Here is a 16,636-nt window from a genome sequence, read left to right on the forward strand (position 1 = left end):
CACCCCCTCAGAGTGTTCCTCGGTGCGACGAGCTCCCCGGGTCGGTCGGCGGCGCGGGCGGCTTCCTCGGTGGGTCCTCCGGCCGATACCCGCCGACCTTGCCCGTGGGCTGGTAGGTGATGGCCAGCAGCAGGACCGCAATGACGACGAACAGCAGTAGCCAACCGGCGGCGTGGACCCACATCACAGGACGTCCGCCGGGTTTCCGCCGTTGCGTAGGGCATTGGCCGCGGCCTGCCCTGCGGCGTCGGCTGCGGTCTGGTTGGGGTCGATCCAGTTGCCGTCATCGTCAAGAGCGTCATCAATGATGTCGTCAGCGTTCTCAACGTTGAACGCCCGCAGGATGAGCCGCAGGATCTCCACCGGCGGCATCTTGCCCGTCTCGTCAGCGATCTTCACGGCATCCATGAGGATGGTGAGGTTGTCATCCTCGATTGGCGGGAAGTCCACCGTGACCGTCTGGTCCGTCTCGTCCGCAAACACCACCTGAGTGCGGTCCCGGACCTGTTCGATGCGGCCCTTCAACTCCCCGCGGGGAGCCTTCACGGACTGCTTGATCCGGTACCCAACGGAGGCGCGGATGAACTCGGCCCACAGCTTCTGCCGGTTCTCGAACGTGAGCCGCATGGGCTTGTCCAGGGTCTCGGCGACAGCACGGGCACCTTCCTGGCCGGGGTCGGCGGTGAGGATGGTGACGGCTACACCGGTGGCCGCGGCGACCATGGACGCGAACGGGCGGCCCTTGACCGGCTCAATTCCGGAGTAGGACGGGGTGTTCGCCTGCAGGTCGGAACCGTACAGGGTGCCACCCGCCGGGCCGTTGGTGGCTTGTGCAGCGGCGCGGGCCGTCTGGGTCTTGTCGGTCTTCGAGCTGATCACACGGGCGATCTTCGACAGCGCCTTGTACAGGTTCCAGCAGTCCTCCAAGAACTCCTTGTACATGCGGGCGTACGGGATCGCGGGGAAGCCGTCACCGACACCCCACTTGCGGGATCGGCCGGCCCCGTTGACCTTCACGTGGCAGATCGCAGCGCCGCCACCGTACCCGGGGGTGGTCTTGCCCGGCCACAGAACGGGCTTCCCCTTGATGACCGAGGGCTTGTTGATCGGGTCGAAGTCGATGTCCGGGTACCAGGCCGCCATCCGGCGAGGCGTGCCCTCGGTGTTCAGTTGCTCGGTCCACTCACGAAGGTAGTAGTGGGTGGTGGCCCGGTCTCCCGGGGCGGTGAGCTTGTCGGTGACCTCATCGAACGGGATGACGCGGGCCATGACGGTCCCCAACAGAGGGTCTACCCAGTGGCCGACGAACACGTTGCCGTCGTCGAACAAGTCGCCCTCGAGGTCCATGCGGGCCTGTTCACCGAACACGGCCGCCTTGTTCCCGGCGTCCTTCACGTAGGCGTCCACGATGGCGGACACGTCCTGGGAGCGGCGCCCCTCGATCTGCCCGTTGTCGGGAGCGGTGATGGTGCAGCCGGCGCCCCACACGTAGGCGCCACGGATGGCCTTGGCCCGCACCATGAGCGGGTTCATCCCGGAGAAGGCCCGTACGAGGTTGGCGTTGGACACGAGGGTGGAGTGATCCACTTCCACGGTCTCGGCTCCGATGCGGGCCCAGCCGGCGTTGTCCCGCTGCAGGTCCGCGATGGCCTCCTGCGCCTTCTCCAACTTGAACGTCAGAGAATCCACCTCCGCCACCACGACCGGGTCCGGCCCGGCAGTAAGAGCTTCACGGACGGCGGGGGACTGGCGGAGACCAAGCGTCTGCAGAATGCCCACGGGCGGCCTCCTTCGGTCAGTAGGGGGAGAGGGACCAATCCATCTCTGTGTCGGGGACCAGTTCATCCAGGTCTTGCGGGCCGCCGGTGAGCGGGCGCAGGAGTAGCTGGTTGACTGCCTGGGTCATGCCGTCGATCGTGTCGTCGTGGGCGGCGTTCGGGAAGTTGAGGGCCTCGTCCCGGAGGTCCTGGACGTTGGACAGCAGGGCCGCGGCTGGCAGGTGGATGTTCTTGGCGTGCGCGAACGGGCTGATGGCGTTGGCGCGGGCCACCTTGCCGCCCTCGGGTTCCACCGGGATTATCCCGGGGATGGACTGGGACAGACTGTTGATCACCGCGGGGCCGTTCGCTTTGTCCTCGATGAACTTCGCGCCGGCCTGTGGCCACTTCGCGGTCATGTCCTTCACGGCCTGGAGGGTTCGGTTGAAGTCCATGCGGCCACGGATCTGGTCCAGCAGGTACACGTCGGCTCCGACTCGCAACCAGACCTGTCCGACTACGAAGTCCGACCGGTCGCCGCCCTTGAATGCGAGGTCCCACGACTGGATGAGCTCGTGGTCTTCACGGTCGATTCCGGGGACGGTTCGGCGCCCGTCGTCGTGCTGCACCCAGATGGGCGTGTCGTAGGTCGGCCAGTCGGTGGGGAAGATCCCACCCTCAGCCGGGGAAGGCCGGCCCTGGTAGAGACTGGCCCAGGTGACGGGGCCGGATGAGCGCTTGCGGGCTTCCCACTGGGCGGTGGTGCGGCCACGGGCGGAGATCATGAACTCGTCAGGATCACGGCCGAGGGGGTCGTTGTCGCCTTCGGCTTGGGCTGGGATGTTGAGGAACTCCCACACGTCCGGCTCATCGTCGAGGAGCTTCCCTGCGAGGTCGTTCTCGGACCAGCGGGTCAAGATGAGGATGACCGGGGCGCCGGGGGCGAGGCGGGTCAGGACGGTGTCGGTCCACCATGTCCAGGTCTTCTCCTGGATGGTGGGGGAGTCGGCCTGCTCGCGGCCCTTCACGGGGTCGTCGATGATCATGAGGTCCACGGGGCGGCCGGTCATGGCCCCACCGACACCAGCAGTGAAGACGCCGCCCTCTTGGTTGGCCAGCTGCCATTCGGCCTGTGAGGCCAGGTCGGGGCGGACGCGGAGGCCCAGCCGGTCGGTGTACTGGTTGAGGTCGTCGCGGATGACGCGGCCCCAGCGGCGGGCGATGTTGGCCTCGTAGGAGGCGATGGCCACGCGCAGATCGGGGTTCTGGGTCAGGGCCCAGAGGGGGAAGCGGCGGGAGCCGAGCTGGCTCTTGCCCTCCTGGGGTGGCATGGAGATGATGAGCCGGCCGTCCGGCTTGTTCATGGTCTCCACGAGGCGCTGGTTGATGAGGTCCAGTGCTGGGGTGCGGACCACTCGAGGGTCGAGGGCGGTGGCCATGTCCAAGGGGCTGGCGTACTCGGGCGCCGTCTTCTCGAACTTCTGGGCCGCCAGCTCCCACACGGATGCCGCTGCCATGGTGCGGCCTCCGTCCTCCGATCCTCGGTGTTGAAGTTGGTTGACAGTGGCGGGCCCGCCGGCGTCCCAGCGTTTGGGGTAGCCCGTTCGCACCTTGACGCATATGCATTGCGTCCGGGTCGCCCCCTGCCAGACAACGGGGCTGTTGAAGTGTTCACGGTGTGTTCTAGCTGCCGGCGGTTCTCGTCGATGCTCGGTCCGGGCTGTCCACACCGTGAAGTGGGGGCCGATGGTGGGGAGTATCTAGCGCGAACAGGACCCTCAACCCACCACCGGCGGTCTTTGTGGGGACGGCAAACGTCCCTGCTGTTACCCAACTATACAGCAATCACGCCTCAACTACACCTCAATGAGTGCTTCTGGGTCGCGTGTCGGGTGGAGGGCGGCGACGATGGCGGCTGGCGTGTAGAGCGCGGTCCCGGTGTGGTCCCTGCCGTTGGGGTGGAGCTTGCCGCGGGCGGCCCACATGCCCACTCGCTTCTTGTCGACGTAGATGCCGTACCTGGCGAGCCAGGCGGTGGCGGTGCCGACGAGCATGGGCACGTAGGCGCCTTCTTGCTTGACCCGGTGGCGGACGCCAGCGAGGTCCGGCGCCGTCTCCTTCTCTCCTTCGACCATGTCCACGGCCATCTGCACGCGGGCTTGCACCCAGTGGTGCCACCATCCCGGGTTCTCGACTTGGGACCAGTCCGCGGCGGTCAGCTGCCGCCATGCTCGGAGGTCTTGGAGGATGGCCAGGGCGGTGAGGTTCATGGGTTCGGTGGGGCCGTAGGCGGGCCGGGTGGTGGCTTCGGTGCGGAGTAGCTGGGGGGCCATCTCCCGACGGCTGATGGCCAGTAGTCCATCAGATACAGACCAGCCCCGCTCGACTGCCCGCACGATGTCGTCCACGCAGTCCCAGCACATGAGGGTCGACGGGGCGGGGCGGGCGCACCCGGTCTCGCACAGGTGGATCTCGGTCTCGGTCATGGTCATCCTCGAATCGTGGGTGCGTCAGGGTGTCCGGTGCCGCCGGGCTGGCAGCGAGACTCGTGCCAGATGGGTAGGGAGCAGTCATCCAGGTGGTAACCGAAGGTCTCGCCCCAGGGCCGCATGGACCACGACGGGGATCCACACTGGCCGCACTGACCCATGTCCTCGTTCGGCCCCTCGGGGCCGCGGTGTGGTGCCTTGGAGCAGTCGGACGGGGCGCACAGGTACGGCCAGAATGAGCTCGCTCTCAGTGCTTCGGCGTGTGCCTGCAAACGTTCCTTGGCAGTGGTCATACGGCCCGTCCTTCCCAGTCGTCGGGGGTTAGGTCGTCCCAGTCCTTGAGGGAGTGCCCGGCGAAGATGACCCGGTCGAAGGCGGCGACGTCCACGCGGGCTTCGTCCAGCAACTTCTGCCAGATCCGGACGGTGCCGTGATCTGTGACGAGTGTGCTCCCATTGCGGAGGTCCCGCACCTCGGTGTAGGCGCGGCCGTCGCGGATGGTCAGGCCGGCGCGTGCCTTTCGCTGTCTCATGCGGTCCTGCCTTCGAGTGCCCGTAGTGCCTGAGGCACGATGGTGGGGACGAGCTGCTGTTGCTCGGTGGTGAGCTGCAATGCGGTGAGGATGGAGTTGATGGCTCCGACGAAGATCAGCGCTTCGGCTTCGCGGATATCCAACTGGCGTTGTTCGACGCCCGCCTTGAGCGCGGCGGACGCGTACCGGGCGAGTTGGTCTTCGGCGGTGTGGAGCCAGCGCACGTAGATGTTCAGGTCCGACGACTCTGTGGTCTTGTCGATGGGGCCGTCGGGTCCGACGCCGAATTCGTGGCCGGTGACGCCCCAGACGAGGGGCGTGGTGCCGCCGGGGTTGTTGCCCGCTTGGATGTGGTCGACTTGCATGCGGAGCCAGGCGACTTCCCGGTACTTGTCGGACACGAGCCGTAGGAGGGCTTCGGCGGGGTTGATGTTCTCGGCCTCGGAGTCGTAGCCGAGGTTCCGGAGGGCACGGCCGGCCTTCTCCGTGGTGACCCGGGCTTTGGCCTTCCCCTTCGCCTGTGGCGTGTTCCCGCCATGCCGCCGGCACCGAGTGGCACCCTTCGCTGGGGATGCACCGCATGGGTTGCCGTCCTTCTTCTTAGCCCCACAGATCGGCCGCCCGTTCTCCGCCGTCTGGCCGGGGGTGTAGGGGTCAGGCTCGGTCATACGGCTGTGCTCCTTTCGCCAGCATTCGTTCAACGTCGTCCAGCAATGCTTGAGCGTTGGCTTCCTTGTTCCAAGACAACTGCCAAGCCTGAACACCCACGACGAGTGCCACAGCGGCGCTTATCCACGCCATGTGGTCCTGTCGGCCCCGGGGTATCTCTGGAAACGCCTTCACGATGGCTGACTCAGCTCGGTATAAAGGAAAGGTGGCCTTGAACTCGCTTCTATGGAGCATCCGCCAGATGTCGCCCGCGACTTGCAAGTCCCGCTCCAAGTTCCCATGAGATTGGACTTGATCACGGGCGGCGCGCTGTTTCGTCTCGTCGGGGCGAGTTCCCGAACCTTCAAGCCAGGCCACGTCGCTTTTGCTCATGGGCTCGGTCATTGCGTATCTCCGGAGCAGGTCGAGATACTTGGCCAGCGCTTCAACTTGCCGCCCCCAGGTCTGGTCCTCTACTTGCTCCGCGGCGGCCTTGGCGGTGGCCTTCTCCTGATCGCGCATGATGCCGAGCGACTTTGCAGAGGCTCGCCATGCGAGTAACGCGAAGAGCGCCAACAGCAGAGTGAAGAGTGCGGTTCCGGCGGTGCCAATCATGGTCCAGAGAAGGAGGGTTTGCTCGGTGGTCATGTGCCTGCACCTTGACTCTCCGACGCGACAAACGCACAGCTTGGCCTTTCTCCAACCAATTTCTGGCTGGGCGGGGTCCTCCCATAATTGATCAAGTTTGCACACACTTCCTCGGGTCGCTTCTTACGGGTCGATTCCGTTTGGATTCCGTCTCAGAGGCGTAGCTGATTGATTGATTGCACGATCTCGGCGAGCTTCTTCGCAGTTACACCGTCTTCGGAGGAAACAGTCCTGCCAGACCATCCGAGTGGCGTCATGCCAAGTACGTCGGCGTCCAGCAAGTACTCGTCCGTGTACTCCTTGAACTTCTTCTTCTTGGCGTTGCGGTCATCGGTGTAGGCCAGTTGGATACTCGTGGGGTCCACGAAGCCTTCTGCTCCGTGACCGTTTCTCTTCCGGCCCGGGTTGAGGTTCCACATAACTCGGATGTGCGTCTCGGGCGGGAGCGTGAGGTATTCCTTGAACATCTCTCGGACGTGGTCGACTAGCATGTCGCCCTCGACGTTCGGCCACTTTTTGAGATCGAGCTTCAATTCTCGTGCTGTGGACTTCCCGGTGTTCGCGATGACAAGATCCCAGGACGCTCCGGCCACGCTGGGCTCGAGCCGGGCGTGGACATACGGGCGAGTCTGCGCGTGGCTATCACGCTTCATTTGTCTCAGCGTGCGCCACGCAGCCACAAAGGTGAGAATGGCACCCCCGACCAACAGCAGAGTCGCACCGGCGGTCCACCACGCTGCGTGCATCGCAGCTTCGGCGATGGACTCCGGTTCTCCCAACACTTCTGAGATGAGATCGAGGTGGTCATTCATGCGCTCGAGTTCGGTGACGCCCTCTTCGAGCTCAGGGCGGGGTGCGGGCGATGGTGTAGTCATGCGCTTGATCCTAGGGATTCGCAGCTGGGGGACTTGGTAACTCTCGTCGCCGGGTTAGAGTTTTGCTTGATTTCTATCCTCAGGAGTGATCGTTGGATATTGGTTCGTGGTTGCCCACCCTGTTGCCTGCCGTCCCGGCCATTCTTGCCTACGGGGGAAGCGCTTTTTTTATGCGCCGGAACCGGAGTATGAGTGACTTGGAGAAGCTTGTTGACCTCCGTGACAAACTTCCAGAGGACAGTGTTGAGCGAGAGCATCTGAATAAGGCACTCGAATACAGGTCGGACCAACTGAGCTTGCAGCTGCGGCGCCGGGTGGATGGCGCCGGTGTCGCGGCCATGTGGTTTATCGGTGTGATCCTGTTTGTCGGTCTCTATTTCTCTTGGTTCTGGGTGATAGAGACAGGTATCTGGGTTGCATGGATCGTGGCCGTCCTGGCAACGGCGATTGTTCCGACCATTATGTTGGCTGGCGTACCCAGCATGTTCGAGAAGCATGATGACGGCCATGGACCTGAAGCGTCCGCTACTTCGTCGGCAAGTAAGCGTTGACACCGGCGCGGCCTTCCCTTCGGCCAGTAGTACGCCCGTGTAGGTGGTGATCATCGTTGGCTCCTGGTGATGCGACGGTAGATGTATTCGAGGGCGGCGATCATGAGGCCGCCGACGACGGCGTATCCGGTGGCGATGAGTAGGCCGAATGCGAGGGGGCTCATGGGGTGAGCTCCTCTTCTGGTTCTGGCCACAGGATTGACTCGCCGTTCTGGTACCAGAGAGCGCCGCACTTGTGGCACTGGTAGACCATCTGCTCGTCGTCCCGCTCTTGCACCCATTTGGGGGCCATGGTCAGCGCAACGATTCCGGTCGTGCATCCACGGGCCACGCACTGGTATCTGCCAGTCAGCTTGTCGATGATCTTCCCGGCGTTGCTCATGCGGTCACCTCGTGGCGTGCGCACGTCGGGTCGGGGACGGCCACGGTTGCCGGGGTCGTCACGTCGCGGATGCAGGTGCACACAGCGGGGGCGTGGCAGTGGCAGGCGCAGGTCTCGCAACCACCGTGGACACCGGCCCTGCAGTCGAGGGTGGTGTAGTCCTTGGGTTCGAGGGTGGCGACCAGCTTGTCGAGGAACGCGGCGATACTCGGGCGGTTCATGACCGGCCTCCCTCGAGGGAGTGGAGGATGCGGCGTCCGAAGCCGACGGCAGCGATGGCCAGGCCGACGAGGATGAGGGCCATCGCGGCGGTCATCCCCAGGACGGTGAGGACTAGGCCGAGGACTGCGAGACCTAGGCCGATGGCGGTGATCGTTGAGCCGGGCTTGTCGGTGTTCTGGTTCGTGGTGGTGCTCATGTGTCGGCTCCGATCATGCGGGTGAGTTGTTCGTGGCGGCGGGTGAGGGCGGCCATTTTCTGGATGCGTGTGTCGGACATGAAGGCACGGCGCTGCTTGGTGATGCTGGGGTGGACCTGGCCCCCGATGGCGGCGCGGTCGTAGTCGGCTGGGCGGGGTGGGTCCAGCCGGTTGATTTCGGCTTCCACGCGGGCGAGCTCGGCCTTCCAGCCGGGCAGGTTCCGGGCCCGGTCGGCTGTGCGCTTCTCACGCTTCACGGCCTCCCGCTCCACATGCTTCTCCCACCGGCGCCGGGCCACTGTCTCGTGCCGCCCGCACAGGTAGCCGGGGGCGTCCCGGCCACACCGGCGGTCGGACTTCTCGACCCACGCCACGCAGCCGAGGGCACTGGTCCAGTGGTTGAGGATGGGGTCCAAGGTTCCAAGGCCAACCATTTCGGCCAACTGCTCCGGGGTCGGGGTGGTCATGCGAGGTATCCCTCCAAGTGCTCGATGAGGTCCCGCGCCATTTCGCGTTGGCCCTTCTTCTCCATGAGTACTTGCGCAACCGGGTATCGGCCGGTCAGTTCATCGAGGGGGGAGCCGAGGATGTCGGCGATCTTGACTGCCTTCTCGATCCCGACTGACCCTTCGTTCTCGATTCGAATGATCGCCTGGTGACCGCCGTAGCCGGCTCTCTCGGCAAGCTCGGTCAACGTCATGCCCAGTTCTTCGCGTCGCTCGCGCACGCGGTCGTCAAAGTGCTTGCTCATCGGTCGTCACCTGCCTCGACCTGCTCCTGCTCCCAGGCTTCGACGTCCTCGATGCGGTAGCGGACGTGTTTCCCGACCCGGAATCCCTTGGGGCCGGAGCCGTTGGTGCGCCATACGTAGAGAGTCTTCTCCGGGATGGCGAACCGTTCAGCCAAGTCCTGCAGCGAGAGGTGTTGCTTGGCGGAGACAGCGAGATTCATGTCAGCCAATAGGTCAACGAGTGACCGGAGATGGAAGTCAAAGCGGTCGCCGTCCGTGACCTGGATGCGATTGGGGTCTTGATCCGCAACGCCAGCGAGGTGGTCCAGGGTGACGCCGAGGGTGGAGCAAAGGGCCGGCGATTCGTGGAGCCGCAGTTCACGGACTCCTGATTCGATCTTGGAGAGCGTGCCCTGTGAGATGGTCAAGCCGTTCTTGGCGAGTCGGATGCGGAACATGTCCTGGTTCAGTCCGAGCGTTTCGCGGGCCTTCCGGATTCGGGAGCCGATCGTGCCGGGGAGTGGGTTGGCCATGGTGGGCCTCCTTGATGTTGGTCGTGTTCGCGTACCGCAAGCCTACATCAACCATGCCTCAATCCGGTAGTACCGACACCTCAACCCTGTCCACGCAACTCAGCCAGCACCCGACCCGACGCAAGGTCAGCCGGCCGCCACACGTCGGCGTCTTCCCCAGCCGCCACGAGGTCTGCCAACCACACCTTCTGGTCGGGGGACACCCGGCCCTTCGCCGTCTTCAACTCCCGCCACAGTGTCCGCCCCTGCCCCGGATGAACCAGCACCAAATCCGGGAAGCCTGCAGGTGAGCGTCGGGAATCGTGCACATGGAACCAGCGCCAGCCGAGCAGGGTGGCCATGTCGGTGATGGTGCCTTGGAGTTGCTTCTCGGTGAGGGTGTGGATGGGGTGTCCTGCGGGGAGTCGGCCGGTGGCGCTAAGGGTGGTCATGGGTGTCTTTGGGGGTTGCACCTACGGTGGGGGTCGCTCCGGGGTCCTGTGTGCCGTTCTCCGGGCTGTTCGCGGGGTCGCCTTGATCATTCCTCAAGGTTGATGTGTTCGGCTGTCCTGGGCCGGGTTTTGTGCGTCCTGCGTAGGGTTCCGGCTCTGGGTCGTGACGCTTGCCGAGTCGGTCTGCTGGTCGCTGTCCGAGTTTGATGTCGGAGATGCAGCACCGGCAGGTGTGGGCGGGTTCCCAGTCGTGCTCCTCGCACGGGGTCCGGGGCGCTGCGGCCCGGTCGGGTTTGGCGGCTGCGGGCCAGTGGGGTCCGGGGTACTGGATGACGGCCGGTGTGCGGTTGGCGGGGTTGCTGGCGGCCTGGATGGATGCGATGGCGACGGCTGCTGGGTCGGTGCTGGCGCGTGCTGCGTGGCCGATGCCGGTGGTGAGTCCGGTGGGGTGCCAGTCGGGGCGGATGGTCTGGTGGATGTAGAGGGCCAGGGCTTGGGCGGCGGTCTGTGGGATGCAGGGCTGCGGGGTGTTGGCGGGGGTGGTCATCGGCGGTCGCTCCTCGCGTGCGTTGGGTAACGAATGATGATGATTTTTCGATCATCAATTTCTGGACCAGAGTCAAAGGCGAGATGGATGTGGGAGGTGAGTTAAAGACCTTGGTCTTGGTCTTGGTCTTGGTCTCGTGTTCCACTCGCGTTCTGTCTCCGTTCGGCATGTGTGCGGGGACCGCTCTCCTTCCGTGTGGAACGCATTCGGAACGCCGTTCTGTCACCGTTCGTCCGGGTTGCGGTCACCGCTCTTCCCCTGCTTCGCGAGCCAGTTCGCTTTGCGTTCTGCGGCCTTGGCCTTGTCGCGTTCCACCTGTGTTCGGGTGCGCTGGTATTCGGCCCAGGAGAGGAACTGCCAGCCCTCCTCAGCCACTTCCCAGAGGTTGGCCTTGACCAGGCGTCCGGCCAGGGACTTGCCCTTGGGCCAGGAGTCCACGAACCAGGCGGGTACGTGGCCGTCGGTGAGGTAGTCGGTGCAGTATGTGCCGGCCACCGTCCAGAGTCCGATGGCTTCGAGTCCTGCGGACCGGACCTTGGGGTGTGAGTGCATTTTGTCGTCGGCGTTGAACCAAGCCATGATTATCCTCGTCATATTCGTCAGAATCTTTAAGGGGAAAAGTGAACGATCTGGTTACTGCGGGGGCATTCATCGGAGGAATATGGGTTTTGTCCCTGATCGGGTTGAAAGCGATTCGCGACTCGAAATACGCCAGTGTTGCAACTCAGGATTCGGCAGCAGTGGCCATAGTCGCGATGAGCATCATTGGAGCCGGCAGCGGAGCGTACTTGCTTGCCGAAGAACAACTCAGCGAGGGCCAGGGATGGGTTGGGATCGTCGCTTTCTTGATTCCGTTTGTGGCCATGGGCGTGGTTTACCTTTGCAAGGACAAGTCCCGAGTCGTTCCGCCTGCTACGGAGTAGCGGGGACGGCAAACGCTTTAGTTCATGCGGCAGGTACCCAAGCGGGCCTCCTGTCGATTCGTCGTGTCCAGTGCCAGCCACCGTGGGGGCATTCGTAGAACCTCACGTGGTGGTGGGAGTGCTTGTAGGTTTCGATGTCACGGCGCAGGCGCCGGGCGTCGGCCTTCGTGGGGGAGTACGCCTTGCCGCAGAGACAGGTGACGACGTGCGGGGGGAGTGTGGTCGGCTGGTGCCTCACAGCAGGACTCCCTGCCCGGTTTCCCATGACCCGTCGGGTGCGTAGTCGGACTCGTCGAGGTCCCAGGTGCGCCACTCGTTGGAGTGATCCCATTCGGTGACGGTGTCGTGTCCGCAGGCTCGGCAGCGCATGGCGTAGAGCTTCCTCGGGGTGAGGGAGTGGCCCTTGATGACGCCGCGGGCCGCGTCGTGCCCGTGGAGCCCGCCGCACTTCTGGCAGGCCCATTCCTCGGGTGGTGCGTGGTGCACGAACGTGGTCAGGTCGCTGGACCATTCGCCCCAGGTGACCGGTTTGCCGTCCCACTTCGCCGGCAGTGGGCGCACCTGCACCTCGGGAAGGTCAGGGACCACTCGGAGGTGGGCGCGGGACCTCATGAGACGCACCCGACCGGTTGTGCAGAACCTCCGGCAGAATGGTCAAAGCGACGGAACAACCAGGAGGAACAATGGCGGCTTGGAAATGCGGATGGTGCGGGGAGAAAGCGTCGATGCAACCAGCAGGATCTGGACACGCAGTTTCGAAGGTCGCTCCTGCGGAATACCGAATCGAAAGAATGCACTCCGCGGTGCTTTACGCGCCGATGAAGTGTTCCAACTGCAGCGGCCTGTCGGTCGCTCGGACGGACACGCACATCGAATCCCACCTGCATGAAGCTTCGCTGGCTGATCCAGTTGAGTTTTGGCGCTTCAGAGATCCGGACACTTGGGAGCCGAAGTGGGTCGAAGGCCAAGCCTTTCCGGACGTGCCCGACCACATTGGTCGAGCAGCTTCGGAAGCTCACAAATCCAACAGCATCGAAAACTTCATGTCCGCGATACTGATGGCGCGAACGGTGATCGAAGCCTCGGCCAAAGAGAAGGGCATCACTTCCGGCCGCTTGGTTCAGAAGATCGATGCGATGCGGGCGGCTGATTTGATCCGTGAGGACACGAAGGATGCTGCCCATGAAATCCGTGAGTTCGGGAACGATATGGCTCACGGAGACATTGCTGTCCAGGTGAATGCTGAAGACGCGGCCGAGATCCTTGCTCTGATGGACGAGATTCTGCAAGAGGTTTTCCAAGGACCAGCGAGAACGGCCAGGGTTCGACAACGTCGCGTGGAGAGGGAGAACCAGACTCCCTGAGGCGTATTCGATCATGACTTCTCCTTGTCGTGGTCAGCACAGGGCAGTGGTCGCCAGCAGGGGCCCGTGTATCCGGGGTGGCCGATCGCGGGGATCGGGGCCATGTCCACGTGCGCGAGGCATTGGCCGGTGGCGCCGATGGGCCCCTGTAGGGCGCGTGGCGTTTTCATGGAATGGGTACCTCTATCGGGCTGCGGTGGTTGTCGGGCTTGCGTGGGAATGGGATCGTGATTCGGCATAGGCCCCGTCAGAGTGATGGGGTGTCGAGAACGACTCTTGGAGGGGTTATGAAGACGATCGCGAAGCGCATTGCGGGGGCTGCCTTGGCTGTAGGCATGATCGGCGGTGCAGGCATTGTGGGGGCTGCACCGGCACAGGCGGATGTGATCGACAGGTTCTATACGTCCAAGACGACGTGCCTGATCCACTTCGCGGATCTTCGGTCGAGCCTCGATATGCAGGGCGTCTCGTACACGATTCTGAGGAACTGTGATTACGTGGTGGACACGTCAGGGCCCACGCCGATCTATGGGTACGAGTGGAAGATTCGCCGCTAACCAGTCGTGTTCCGTGACGGACGCTGATGACCGTCGTTCTGGCCGCTGTGCCGCTCACGCTGCTACCCCGAGTGAGTCGGCGCCGATGGTGATGAGGTCGCGTGCTGCTGGTGGGGTGACGGCGTTGCCGGTCATGGCTTCCATTCGGGGTCTCCTTCGATCTGCCACGTGTCCTGTGGTGGCGGGCTCCATTGGCCGGGGATGTGGGCGCAGGTCTTGCAGATGGACCAGCAGAGCGCTCCGGGGGCGGTGCTGACGCGGCCGTTCCAGGTGGCGAGCATCGCCCCCGTGTGGGGGCCGGTCTGCGCTCCGCACCATCCGCACCGGTAGCCGAACGTGCCTGCGTAGTAGTAGGCCGTGAACGTCTTGACCGGGGGTGCGTCTTCCAGCAGGTCGAACAAGTCCTCCTGCCCGTCGATGTCGTCGCTCATGCAGCCGCCCTGCCCTGCTGGTGGTATTGGTCGACTTCGGCGGCTGCGGCTGCCAGGCGTTCCCGGCCGAGGCGTTCGTCTGCTGGCCGGCGGGGCATGCCGTCGGGTTCGTACATGTGCTTGAGGCGTTGAATCTCGCGGACGTGGACAGCGGCCTCGGCTTCGAGGGTGCGGACCCGCTCGGTGGCCTTGTTGACTTCTTCAGCAGCCACCTGCTGGGCCTTCTCTGTGGCCGTCCGCGCCCTCTTCTCGTAGTAGTCGGCGCGTCGTTGAGCCTGGGCAATCTGGGCGTCTTGGCGTCCGGCTCGCGCTTCGGCGACCTCTGCGCGTTGCCTCCATGCCATGAGCTCGTGAGCCACCCGGGTGTGCGCGTGGACCTCGGGCCGGTGCTGGTATCCGCTCATGCTCGCCTCACCCCGGTCAGTGACCCGGCCTCAGCGAGCAGGGCGCGGAGGGCCGGAGCTGTGCCGCTCGGCGGCTTCTGCTTGGATTCCATGTGGCAAGGGCACGCCCATTTGCGCACGCAGGTTCCAGGGATGGCTCGGCACTTCATGCAGCAGCGATCGCCTTTCATGCCACCTTCTCCTCGAAGTCAGCGGCGCAGAACGCTTCGAGCTTGTCGGGCCGGAACCCGTGCCAGTGCTCGTCCGGGACTCCGTCGCGGGACACGATGGTCACCGGGACACCCTTGTAGCCGAGGGCCTTGATGGCGGCGATGTCCCGTTCGGCCGAGGCCAGGGGAAGGTCAACCTGTTTGACCTCGTAGGGGGTGCCGGCTTTGGTGAGCCACCGCTTCGTGGCGGTGCACTGCTGGCAGTTGGTCTTGGAGTAGACGGTGATGGTGCGCATGGCGCGGTCCTCTCATCGGTGTTGGGGGAGTGCGTGCCCGGCCTGTTGCATTCCGGGGGGCCGCTGGATCGGCTCACGCTGGTGTGGCTAGAACGGGGGTTCTTGGTCGGCCGCTGGGGTGTTCCAGCTGCCGCCGGTGGACCCGCCCCACGCGCCGGCGTCCGATGCCGGGGCGCTCCCGCCGAAACCGCTGCTCGAACGGCTGGCCTTCTCGACACGGGCCGTGGACCACCGGAGGTCCGGGCCCATGGCCTCGATGCGAGCCTCGGTGACCGTCCTCTTCTCGCCCTCACGCGTCTCGTAGGAGCGGGCCTCGAGCTCGGCCAGTGCGATGACGGCCGACCCCTTCACCAGTGAGGCTGCGATGTTCTCGCCGAGGTCCTTCCATGCGGTGCACCGCCAGAAGATGGCTTCGCCGTCCTTCCACTCATTCGACTGCTTGTCGAACTTCCGGGGGTTCGCCGCGATTGTGAAGTTGGCGACTGCCGCGCCGGACGGAGTGAACCTCAGTTCCGGATCGGCGGTGAGTCGACCGCGGATGGTGATCATCTGTTCGCTGCTCATGCCGCGTCCGCCTCGTCCACGATTTCGGCTTCCACTGCGTCGTCCTGGCCAACGGTGGGGTCGAGTTTGGAGAGCACGCCGTGCGCTTCGGCTGCGGTCATTTCCCCGCCGCGGGTGATCCGGCGGCCGAGCATGTCGGACACGGCGGCTAGCTTGTCGTCGGGGGTGGTGACGTCGAGCCCGTCGAGTGCCTTGCTGATGTGGTTCCACAGGTCGCGGTCGCACATCGGCTCCGAGGGCTCGTCGGCTGGGGCCTCTGGTTCGGCAGCCTGGGCAGGGGAGGGCGCGGAGGGCGCCTTGCCCTGGGACTGTGCACGCTGGCGGGCCTGAGCGATCCGAGAGCCGCCACCCTGGGATGCCGGGGCGTCAGGGCGAGCAGGGCCGGACGGACCCTGGTAGTCGGCCTGCTGCATCTCGTCGGAGGTGTACAGGCCGGACAGATCCTGCGGGAACGCCTTGCGCAGGGCCAGAGCCTCGGCGCACTTGGCGAGCATCAGGGCGCCCTTGGTAGCCCACATCTGCATGAGGCCGCCATCTCGCTTGCGTCCGGCGTATTCATCGAAAAGGGCCACAGCCGGGAACCGCTCACCGTTGCGGACCACGGTCACCTTGGCAGCGGCGGGCTGATCCTTGGACAGCCACACATCCGTCCACTGACCGTCCGGCCCGCACCACAGAGTGTCCTCGTACCCGAACGTCTCACGGGAGTTGTTCACCGCACGGCGGGCGATCAGGCGGAACCCGTCGATGCCGGTCTGGATGGTCTGCTTGCCCTGCCGTTCGATCATGTAGATCTGACGGGCGAAGGGGTCAAGCCCTGTTCGGACTGCCTGGTGGAAGAACACGGCGAGGTCGCCACGATTGGCCCGGTCCATGCCGAGCTGCGCCAGGGTGGCTACCTGCGCTTCGTTGAACTCGGTCTGCCCGGGGTGGATGGTCAGGGCGGTATCGCCTCGGGTTGCTACTGCGTTGCTCATGCTGATGCCTTCCGTTTCTGATGTCGCTTGCGGTCGTATTCGCTCTTGCAGGTCCTGCACTGGGGCCGGCGGACGCCGGGAGCGGTCTTGGGTGGGAGTTCGTGCCCTCGCGGGCAATGGGTGTGGTTCTCGAAGGCGCGGCGGTTGTTCTCCGCCTGCGTGACTGGCTCAAGGTGGTCCGGGTTGACGCACCTTCTCGACGCGCACCCCTTGTTCCTGACGTGGTCGATGTGGAGGCCCTCCGGAATAGGTCCGACGAGGAGTTCGTAGGCAAGCCGGTGGACTCTCAGGAGGCGCCCTTCACGGCCACCGGTGCTGATGACGCCATAGCCGTTGTCGTTGACTGGCCCGGTCCAGATCCAGCAGGTGCCGGTCTTGTCCACGCGCTCCCAGAGGCGTTCGCCAATGGGGCGCCGGGTGATCGTCATGA

General features: G+C 64.6%; 28 protein-coding genes. 4 read left to right on the forward strand and 24 right to left on the reverse strand.

All coding sequences use genetic code 11. The features are described 5' to 3' along the window. Window positions 1-7: 7 nt before the first annotated feature. The 8 genes from BOSE125_RS17140 to BOSE125_RS17175 all read right to left on the reverse strand — a co-directional run bounded on the left by BOSE125_RS17140 (window position 8) and on the right by BOSE125_RS17175 (window position 6,949). Window positions 8-184, reverse strand: coding sequence for a hypothetical protein (locus tag BOSE125_RS17140; protein WP_159555431.1), 177 nt, complete (start codon window positions 182-184; stop codon window positions 8-10). Next, complete coding sequence (locus BOSE125_RS17145) at window positions 184-1,779, reverse strand: hypothetical protein (protein WP_159555433.1); 1,596 nt, start codon at window positions 1,777-1,779, stop codon at window positions 184-186. Before BOSE125_RS17145 ends, BOSE125_RS17140 begins: the two co-directional genes overlap by 1 nt. A gap of 16 nt (window positions 1,780-1,795) precedes the next feature. After that, on the reverse strand, window positions 1,796-3,274 hold the full coding sequence (gene terL, locus BOSE125_RS17150; RefSeq protein WP_159555435.1) for a phage terminase large subunit: 1,479 nt from the start codon (window positions 3,272-3,274) through the stop codon (window positions 1,796-1,798). Between the two features lie 339 nt (window positions 3,275-3,613). After that, window positions 3,614-4,243, reverse strand: coding sequence for a hypothetical protein (locus BOSE125_RS17155; protein ID WP_159555437.1), 630 nt, complete (start codon window positions 4,241-4,243; stop codon window positions 3,614-3,616). A gap of 292 nt (window positions 4,244-4,535) precedes the next feature. Then, a complete protein-coding gene (locus BOSE125_RS17160) occupies window positions 4,536-4,778 on the reverse strand; it encodes a hypothetical protein (RefSeq protein ID WP_159555439.1) in 243 nt (80 codons plus the stop codon). Continuing rightward, complete coding sequence (locus BOSE125_RS17165) at window positions 4,775-5,446, reverse strand: HGGxSTG domain-containing protein (RefSeq protein ID WP_159555441.1); 672 nt, start codon at window positions 5,444-5,446, stop codon at window positions 4,775-4,777. The genes BOSE125_RS17160 and BOSE125_RS17165 overlap by 4 nt, the downstream gene beginning before the upstream one ends. Then, window positions 5,433-6,074 (reverse strand): hypothetical protein, encoded by a 642-nt coding sequence (locus BOSE125_RS17170; protein WP_159555443.1) that lies wholly within the window; start codon window positions 6,072-6,074, stop codon window positions 5,433-5,435. Before BOSE125_RS17170 ends, BOSE125_RS17165 begins: the two co-directional genes overlap by 14 nt. Before the next feature lie 152 nt (window positions 6,075-6,226). After that, window positions 6,227-6,949 carry a hypothetical protein gene (locus BOSE125_RS17175; RefSeq protein WP_159555445.1) on the reverse strand — a complete coding sequence of 241 codons (723 nt, stop codon included), beginning with the start codon at window positions 6,947-6,949 and terminating at the stop codon, window positions 6,227-6,229. Window positions 6,950-7,041: 92 nt separating this feature from the next. Between BOSE125_RS17175 and BOSE125_RS17180 the strand changes: the two genes are divergently transcribed. Then, complete coding sequence (locus BOSE125_RS17180) at window positions 7,042-7,500, forward strand: hypothetical protein (RefSeq protein ID WP_159555447.1); 459 nt, start codon at window positions 7,042-7,044, stop codon at window positions 7,498-7,500. A gap of 160 nt (window positions 7,501-7,660) precedes the next feature. Here the strand turns inward: BOSE125_RS17180 and BOSE125_RS17185 are convergent, their stop codons facing one another. The 9 genes from BOSE125_RS17185 to BOSE125_RS17225 form a co-directional block, all read right to left on the reverse strand. Beyond that, window positions 7,661-7,882: a hypothetical protein gene (locus BOSE125_RS17185; RefSeq protein WP_159555449.1), complete on the reverse strand. Its 222-nt coding sequence runs from the start codon at window positions 7,880-7,882 to the stop codon at window positions 7,661-7,663. Further along, window positions 7,879-8,103, reverse strand: coding sequence for a hypothetical protein (locus BOSE125_RS17190; protein ID WP_159555451.1), 225 nt, complete (start codon window positions 8,101-8,103; stop codon window positions 7,879-7,881). The genes BOSE125_RS17185 and BOSE125_RS17190 overlap by 4 nt, the downstream gene beginning before the upstream one ends. Further along, on the reverse strand, window positions 8,100-8,300 hold the full coding sequence (locus BOSE125_RS17195; protein ID WP_159555453.1) for a hypothetical protein: 201 nt from the start codon (window positions 8,298-8,300) through the stop codon (window positions 8,100-8,102). The genes BOSE125_RS17190 and BOSE125_RS17195 overlap by 4 nt, the downstream gene beginning before the upstream one ends. Continuing rightward, complete coding sequence (locus BOSE125_RS17200; protein WP_159555455.1) at window positions 8,297-8,767, reverse strand: hypothetical protein; 471 nt, start codon at window positions 8,765-8,767, stop codon at window positions 8,297-8,299. The genes BOSE125_RS17195 and BOSE125_RS17200 overlap by 4 nt, the downstream gene beginning before the upstream one ends. After that, window positions 8,764-9,051: a helix-turn-helix transcriptional regulator gene (locus BOSE125_RS17205; RefSeq protein WP_159555457.1), complete on the reverse strand. Its 288-nt coding sequence runs from the start codon at window positions 9,049-9,051 to the stop codon at window positions 8,764-8,766. The genes BOSE125_RS17200 and BOSE125_RS17205 overlap by 4 nt, the downstream gene beginning before the upstream one ends. Next, entirely contained in the window at window positions 9,048-9,563 is a 516-nt protein-coding gene (locus BOSE125_RS17210; RefSeq protein ID WP_159555459.1) for a helix-turn-helix domain-containing protein, read from the reverse strand. Before BOSE125_RS17210 ends, BOSE125_RS17205 begins: the two co-directional genes overlap by 4 nt. A gap of 80 nt (window positions 9,564-9,643) precedes the next feature. Beyond that, complete coding sequence (locus BOSE125_RS17215; protein ID WP_201301311.1) at window positions 9,644-9,994, reverse strand: VRR-NUC domain-containing protein; 351 nt, start codon at window positions 9,992-9,994, stop codon at window positions 9,644-9,646. Continuing rightward, window positions 9,981-10,541 (reverse strand): hypothetical protein, encoded by a 561-nt coding sequence (locus BOSE125_RS17220; RefSeq protein WP_159555461.1) that lies wholly within the window; start codon window positions 10,539-10,541, stop codon window positions 9,981-9,983. Before BOSE125_RS17220 ends, BOSE125_RS17215 begins: the two co-directional genes overlap by 14 nt. A gap of 222 nt (window positions 10,542-10,763) precedes the next feature. Continuing rightward, window positions 10,764-11,120 (reverse strand): hypothetical protein, encoded by a 357-nt coding sequence (locus BOSE125_RS17225; protein ID WP_159555463.1) that lies wholly within the window; start codon window positions 11,118-11,120, stop codon window positions 10,764-10,766. Window positions 11,121-11,161: 41 nt separating this feature from the next. Between BOSE125_RS17225 and BOSE125_RS17230 the strand changes: the two genes are divergently transcribed. Beyond that, window positions 11,162-11,464, forward strand: a complete 303-nt coding sequence (locus BOSE125_RS17230; protein ID WP_159555465.1) for a hypothetical protein — start codon at window positions 11,162-11,164, stop codon at window positions 11,462-11,464. A 234-nt stretch (window positions 11,465-11,698) separates the two neighbouring features. Here BOSE125_RS17230 and BOSE125_RS17235 read toward each other — a convergent pair whose 3' ends face one another. Then, window positions 11,699-12,076: a hypothetical protein gene (locus tag BOSE125_RS17235; RefSeq protein WP_159555467.1), complete on the reverse strand. Its 378-nt coding sequence runs from the start codon at window positions 12,074-12,076 to the stop codon at window positions 11,699-11,701. A 179-nt stretch (window positions 12,077-12,255) separates the two neighbouring features. Here BOSE125_RS17235 and BOSE125_RS17240 point away from each other — a divergent pair, with 179 nt between their 5' ends. Together BOSE125_RS17240 and BOSE125_RS17245 are read left to right on the forward strand one after the other, a co-directional pair. Next, complete coding sequence (locus BOSE125_RS17240; RefSeq protein ID WP_201301312.1) at window positions 12,256-12,828, forward strand: DUF4145 domain-containing protein; 573 nt, start codon at window positions 12,256-12,258, stop codon at window positions 12,826-12,828. A 287-nt stretch (window positions 12,829-13,115) separates the two neighbouring features. Next, a complete protein-coding gene (locus tag BOSE125_RS17245) occupies window positions 13,116-13,385 on the forward strand; it encodes a hypothetical protein (protein ID WP_159555469.1) in 270 nt (89 codons plus the stop codon). 131 nt (window positions 13,386-13,516) lie between these two features. Here the strand turns inward: BOSE125_RS17245 and BOSE125_RS17250 are convergent, their stop codons facing one another. The 6 genes from BOSE125_RS17250 to BOSE125_RS17275 form a co-directional block, all read right to left on the reverse strand. Further along, window positions 13,517-13,816, reverse strand: coding sequence for a hypothetical protein (locus BOSE125_RS17250; RefSeq protein WP_159555471.1), 300 nt, complete (start codon window positions 13,814-13,816; stop codon window positions 13,517-13,519). Beyond that, the gene (locus tag BOSE125_RS17255; RefSeq protein ID WP_159555473.1) at window positions 13,813-14,220 is read right to left on the reverse strand and encodes a hypothetical protein; all 408 of its coding nucleotides are present in this window, start codon (window positions 14,218-14,220) and stop codon (window positions 13,813-13,815) included. The genes BOSE125_RS17250 and BOSE125_RS17255 overlap by 4 nt, the downstream gene beginning before the upstream one ends. A gap of 166 nt (window positions 14,221-14,386) precedes the next feature. Continuing rightward, on the reverse strand, window positions 14,387-14,665 hold the full coding sequence (locus BOSE125_RS17260; protein WP_159555475.1) for a glutaredoxin domain-containing protein: 279 nt from the start codon (window positions 14,663-14,665) through the stop codon (window positions 14,387-14,389). 87 nt (window positions 14,666-14,752) lie between these two features. Then, a complete protein-coding gene (ssb, locus tag BOSE125_RS17265) occupies window positions 14,753-15,229 on the reverse strand; it encodes a single-stranded DNA-binding protein (protein ID WP_159555477.1) in 477 nt (158 codons plus the stop codon). After that, on the reverse strand, window positions 15,226-16,206 hold the full coding sequence (locus BOSE125_RS17270) for a RecT family recombinase (protein WP_159555479.1): 981 nt from the start codon (window positions 16,204-16,206) through the stop codon (window positions 15,226-15,228). Before BOSE125_RS17270 ends, ssb begins: the two co-directional genes overlap by 4 nt. Beyond that, window positions 16,203-16,634 carry an HNH endonuclease signature motif containing protein gene (locus BOSE125_RS17275; protein ID WP_159555481.1) on the reverse strand — a complete coding sequence of 144 codons (432 nt, stop codon included), beginning with the start codon at window positions 16,632-16,634 and terminating at the stop codon, window positions 16,203-16,205. Before BOSE125_RS17275 ends, BOSE125_RS17270 begins: the two co-directional genes overlap by 4 nt. Between the last annotated feature and the right edge of the window lie 2 nt (window positions 16,635-16,636).

The organism is Citricoccus sp. K5 (genome assembly GCF_902506195.1).
Classification (GTDB): domain Bacteria; phylum Actinomycetota; class Actinomycetes; order Actinomycetales; family Micrococcaceae; genus Citricoccus.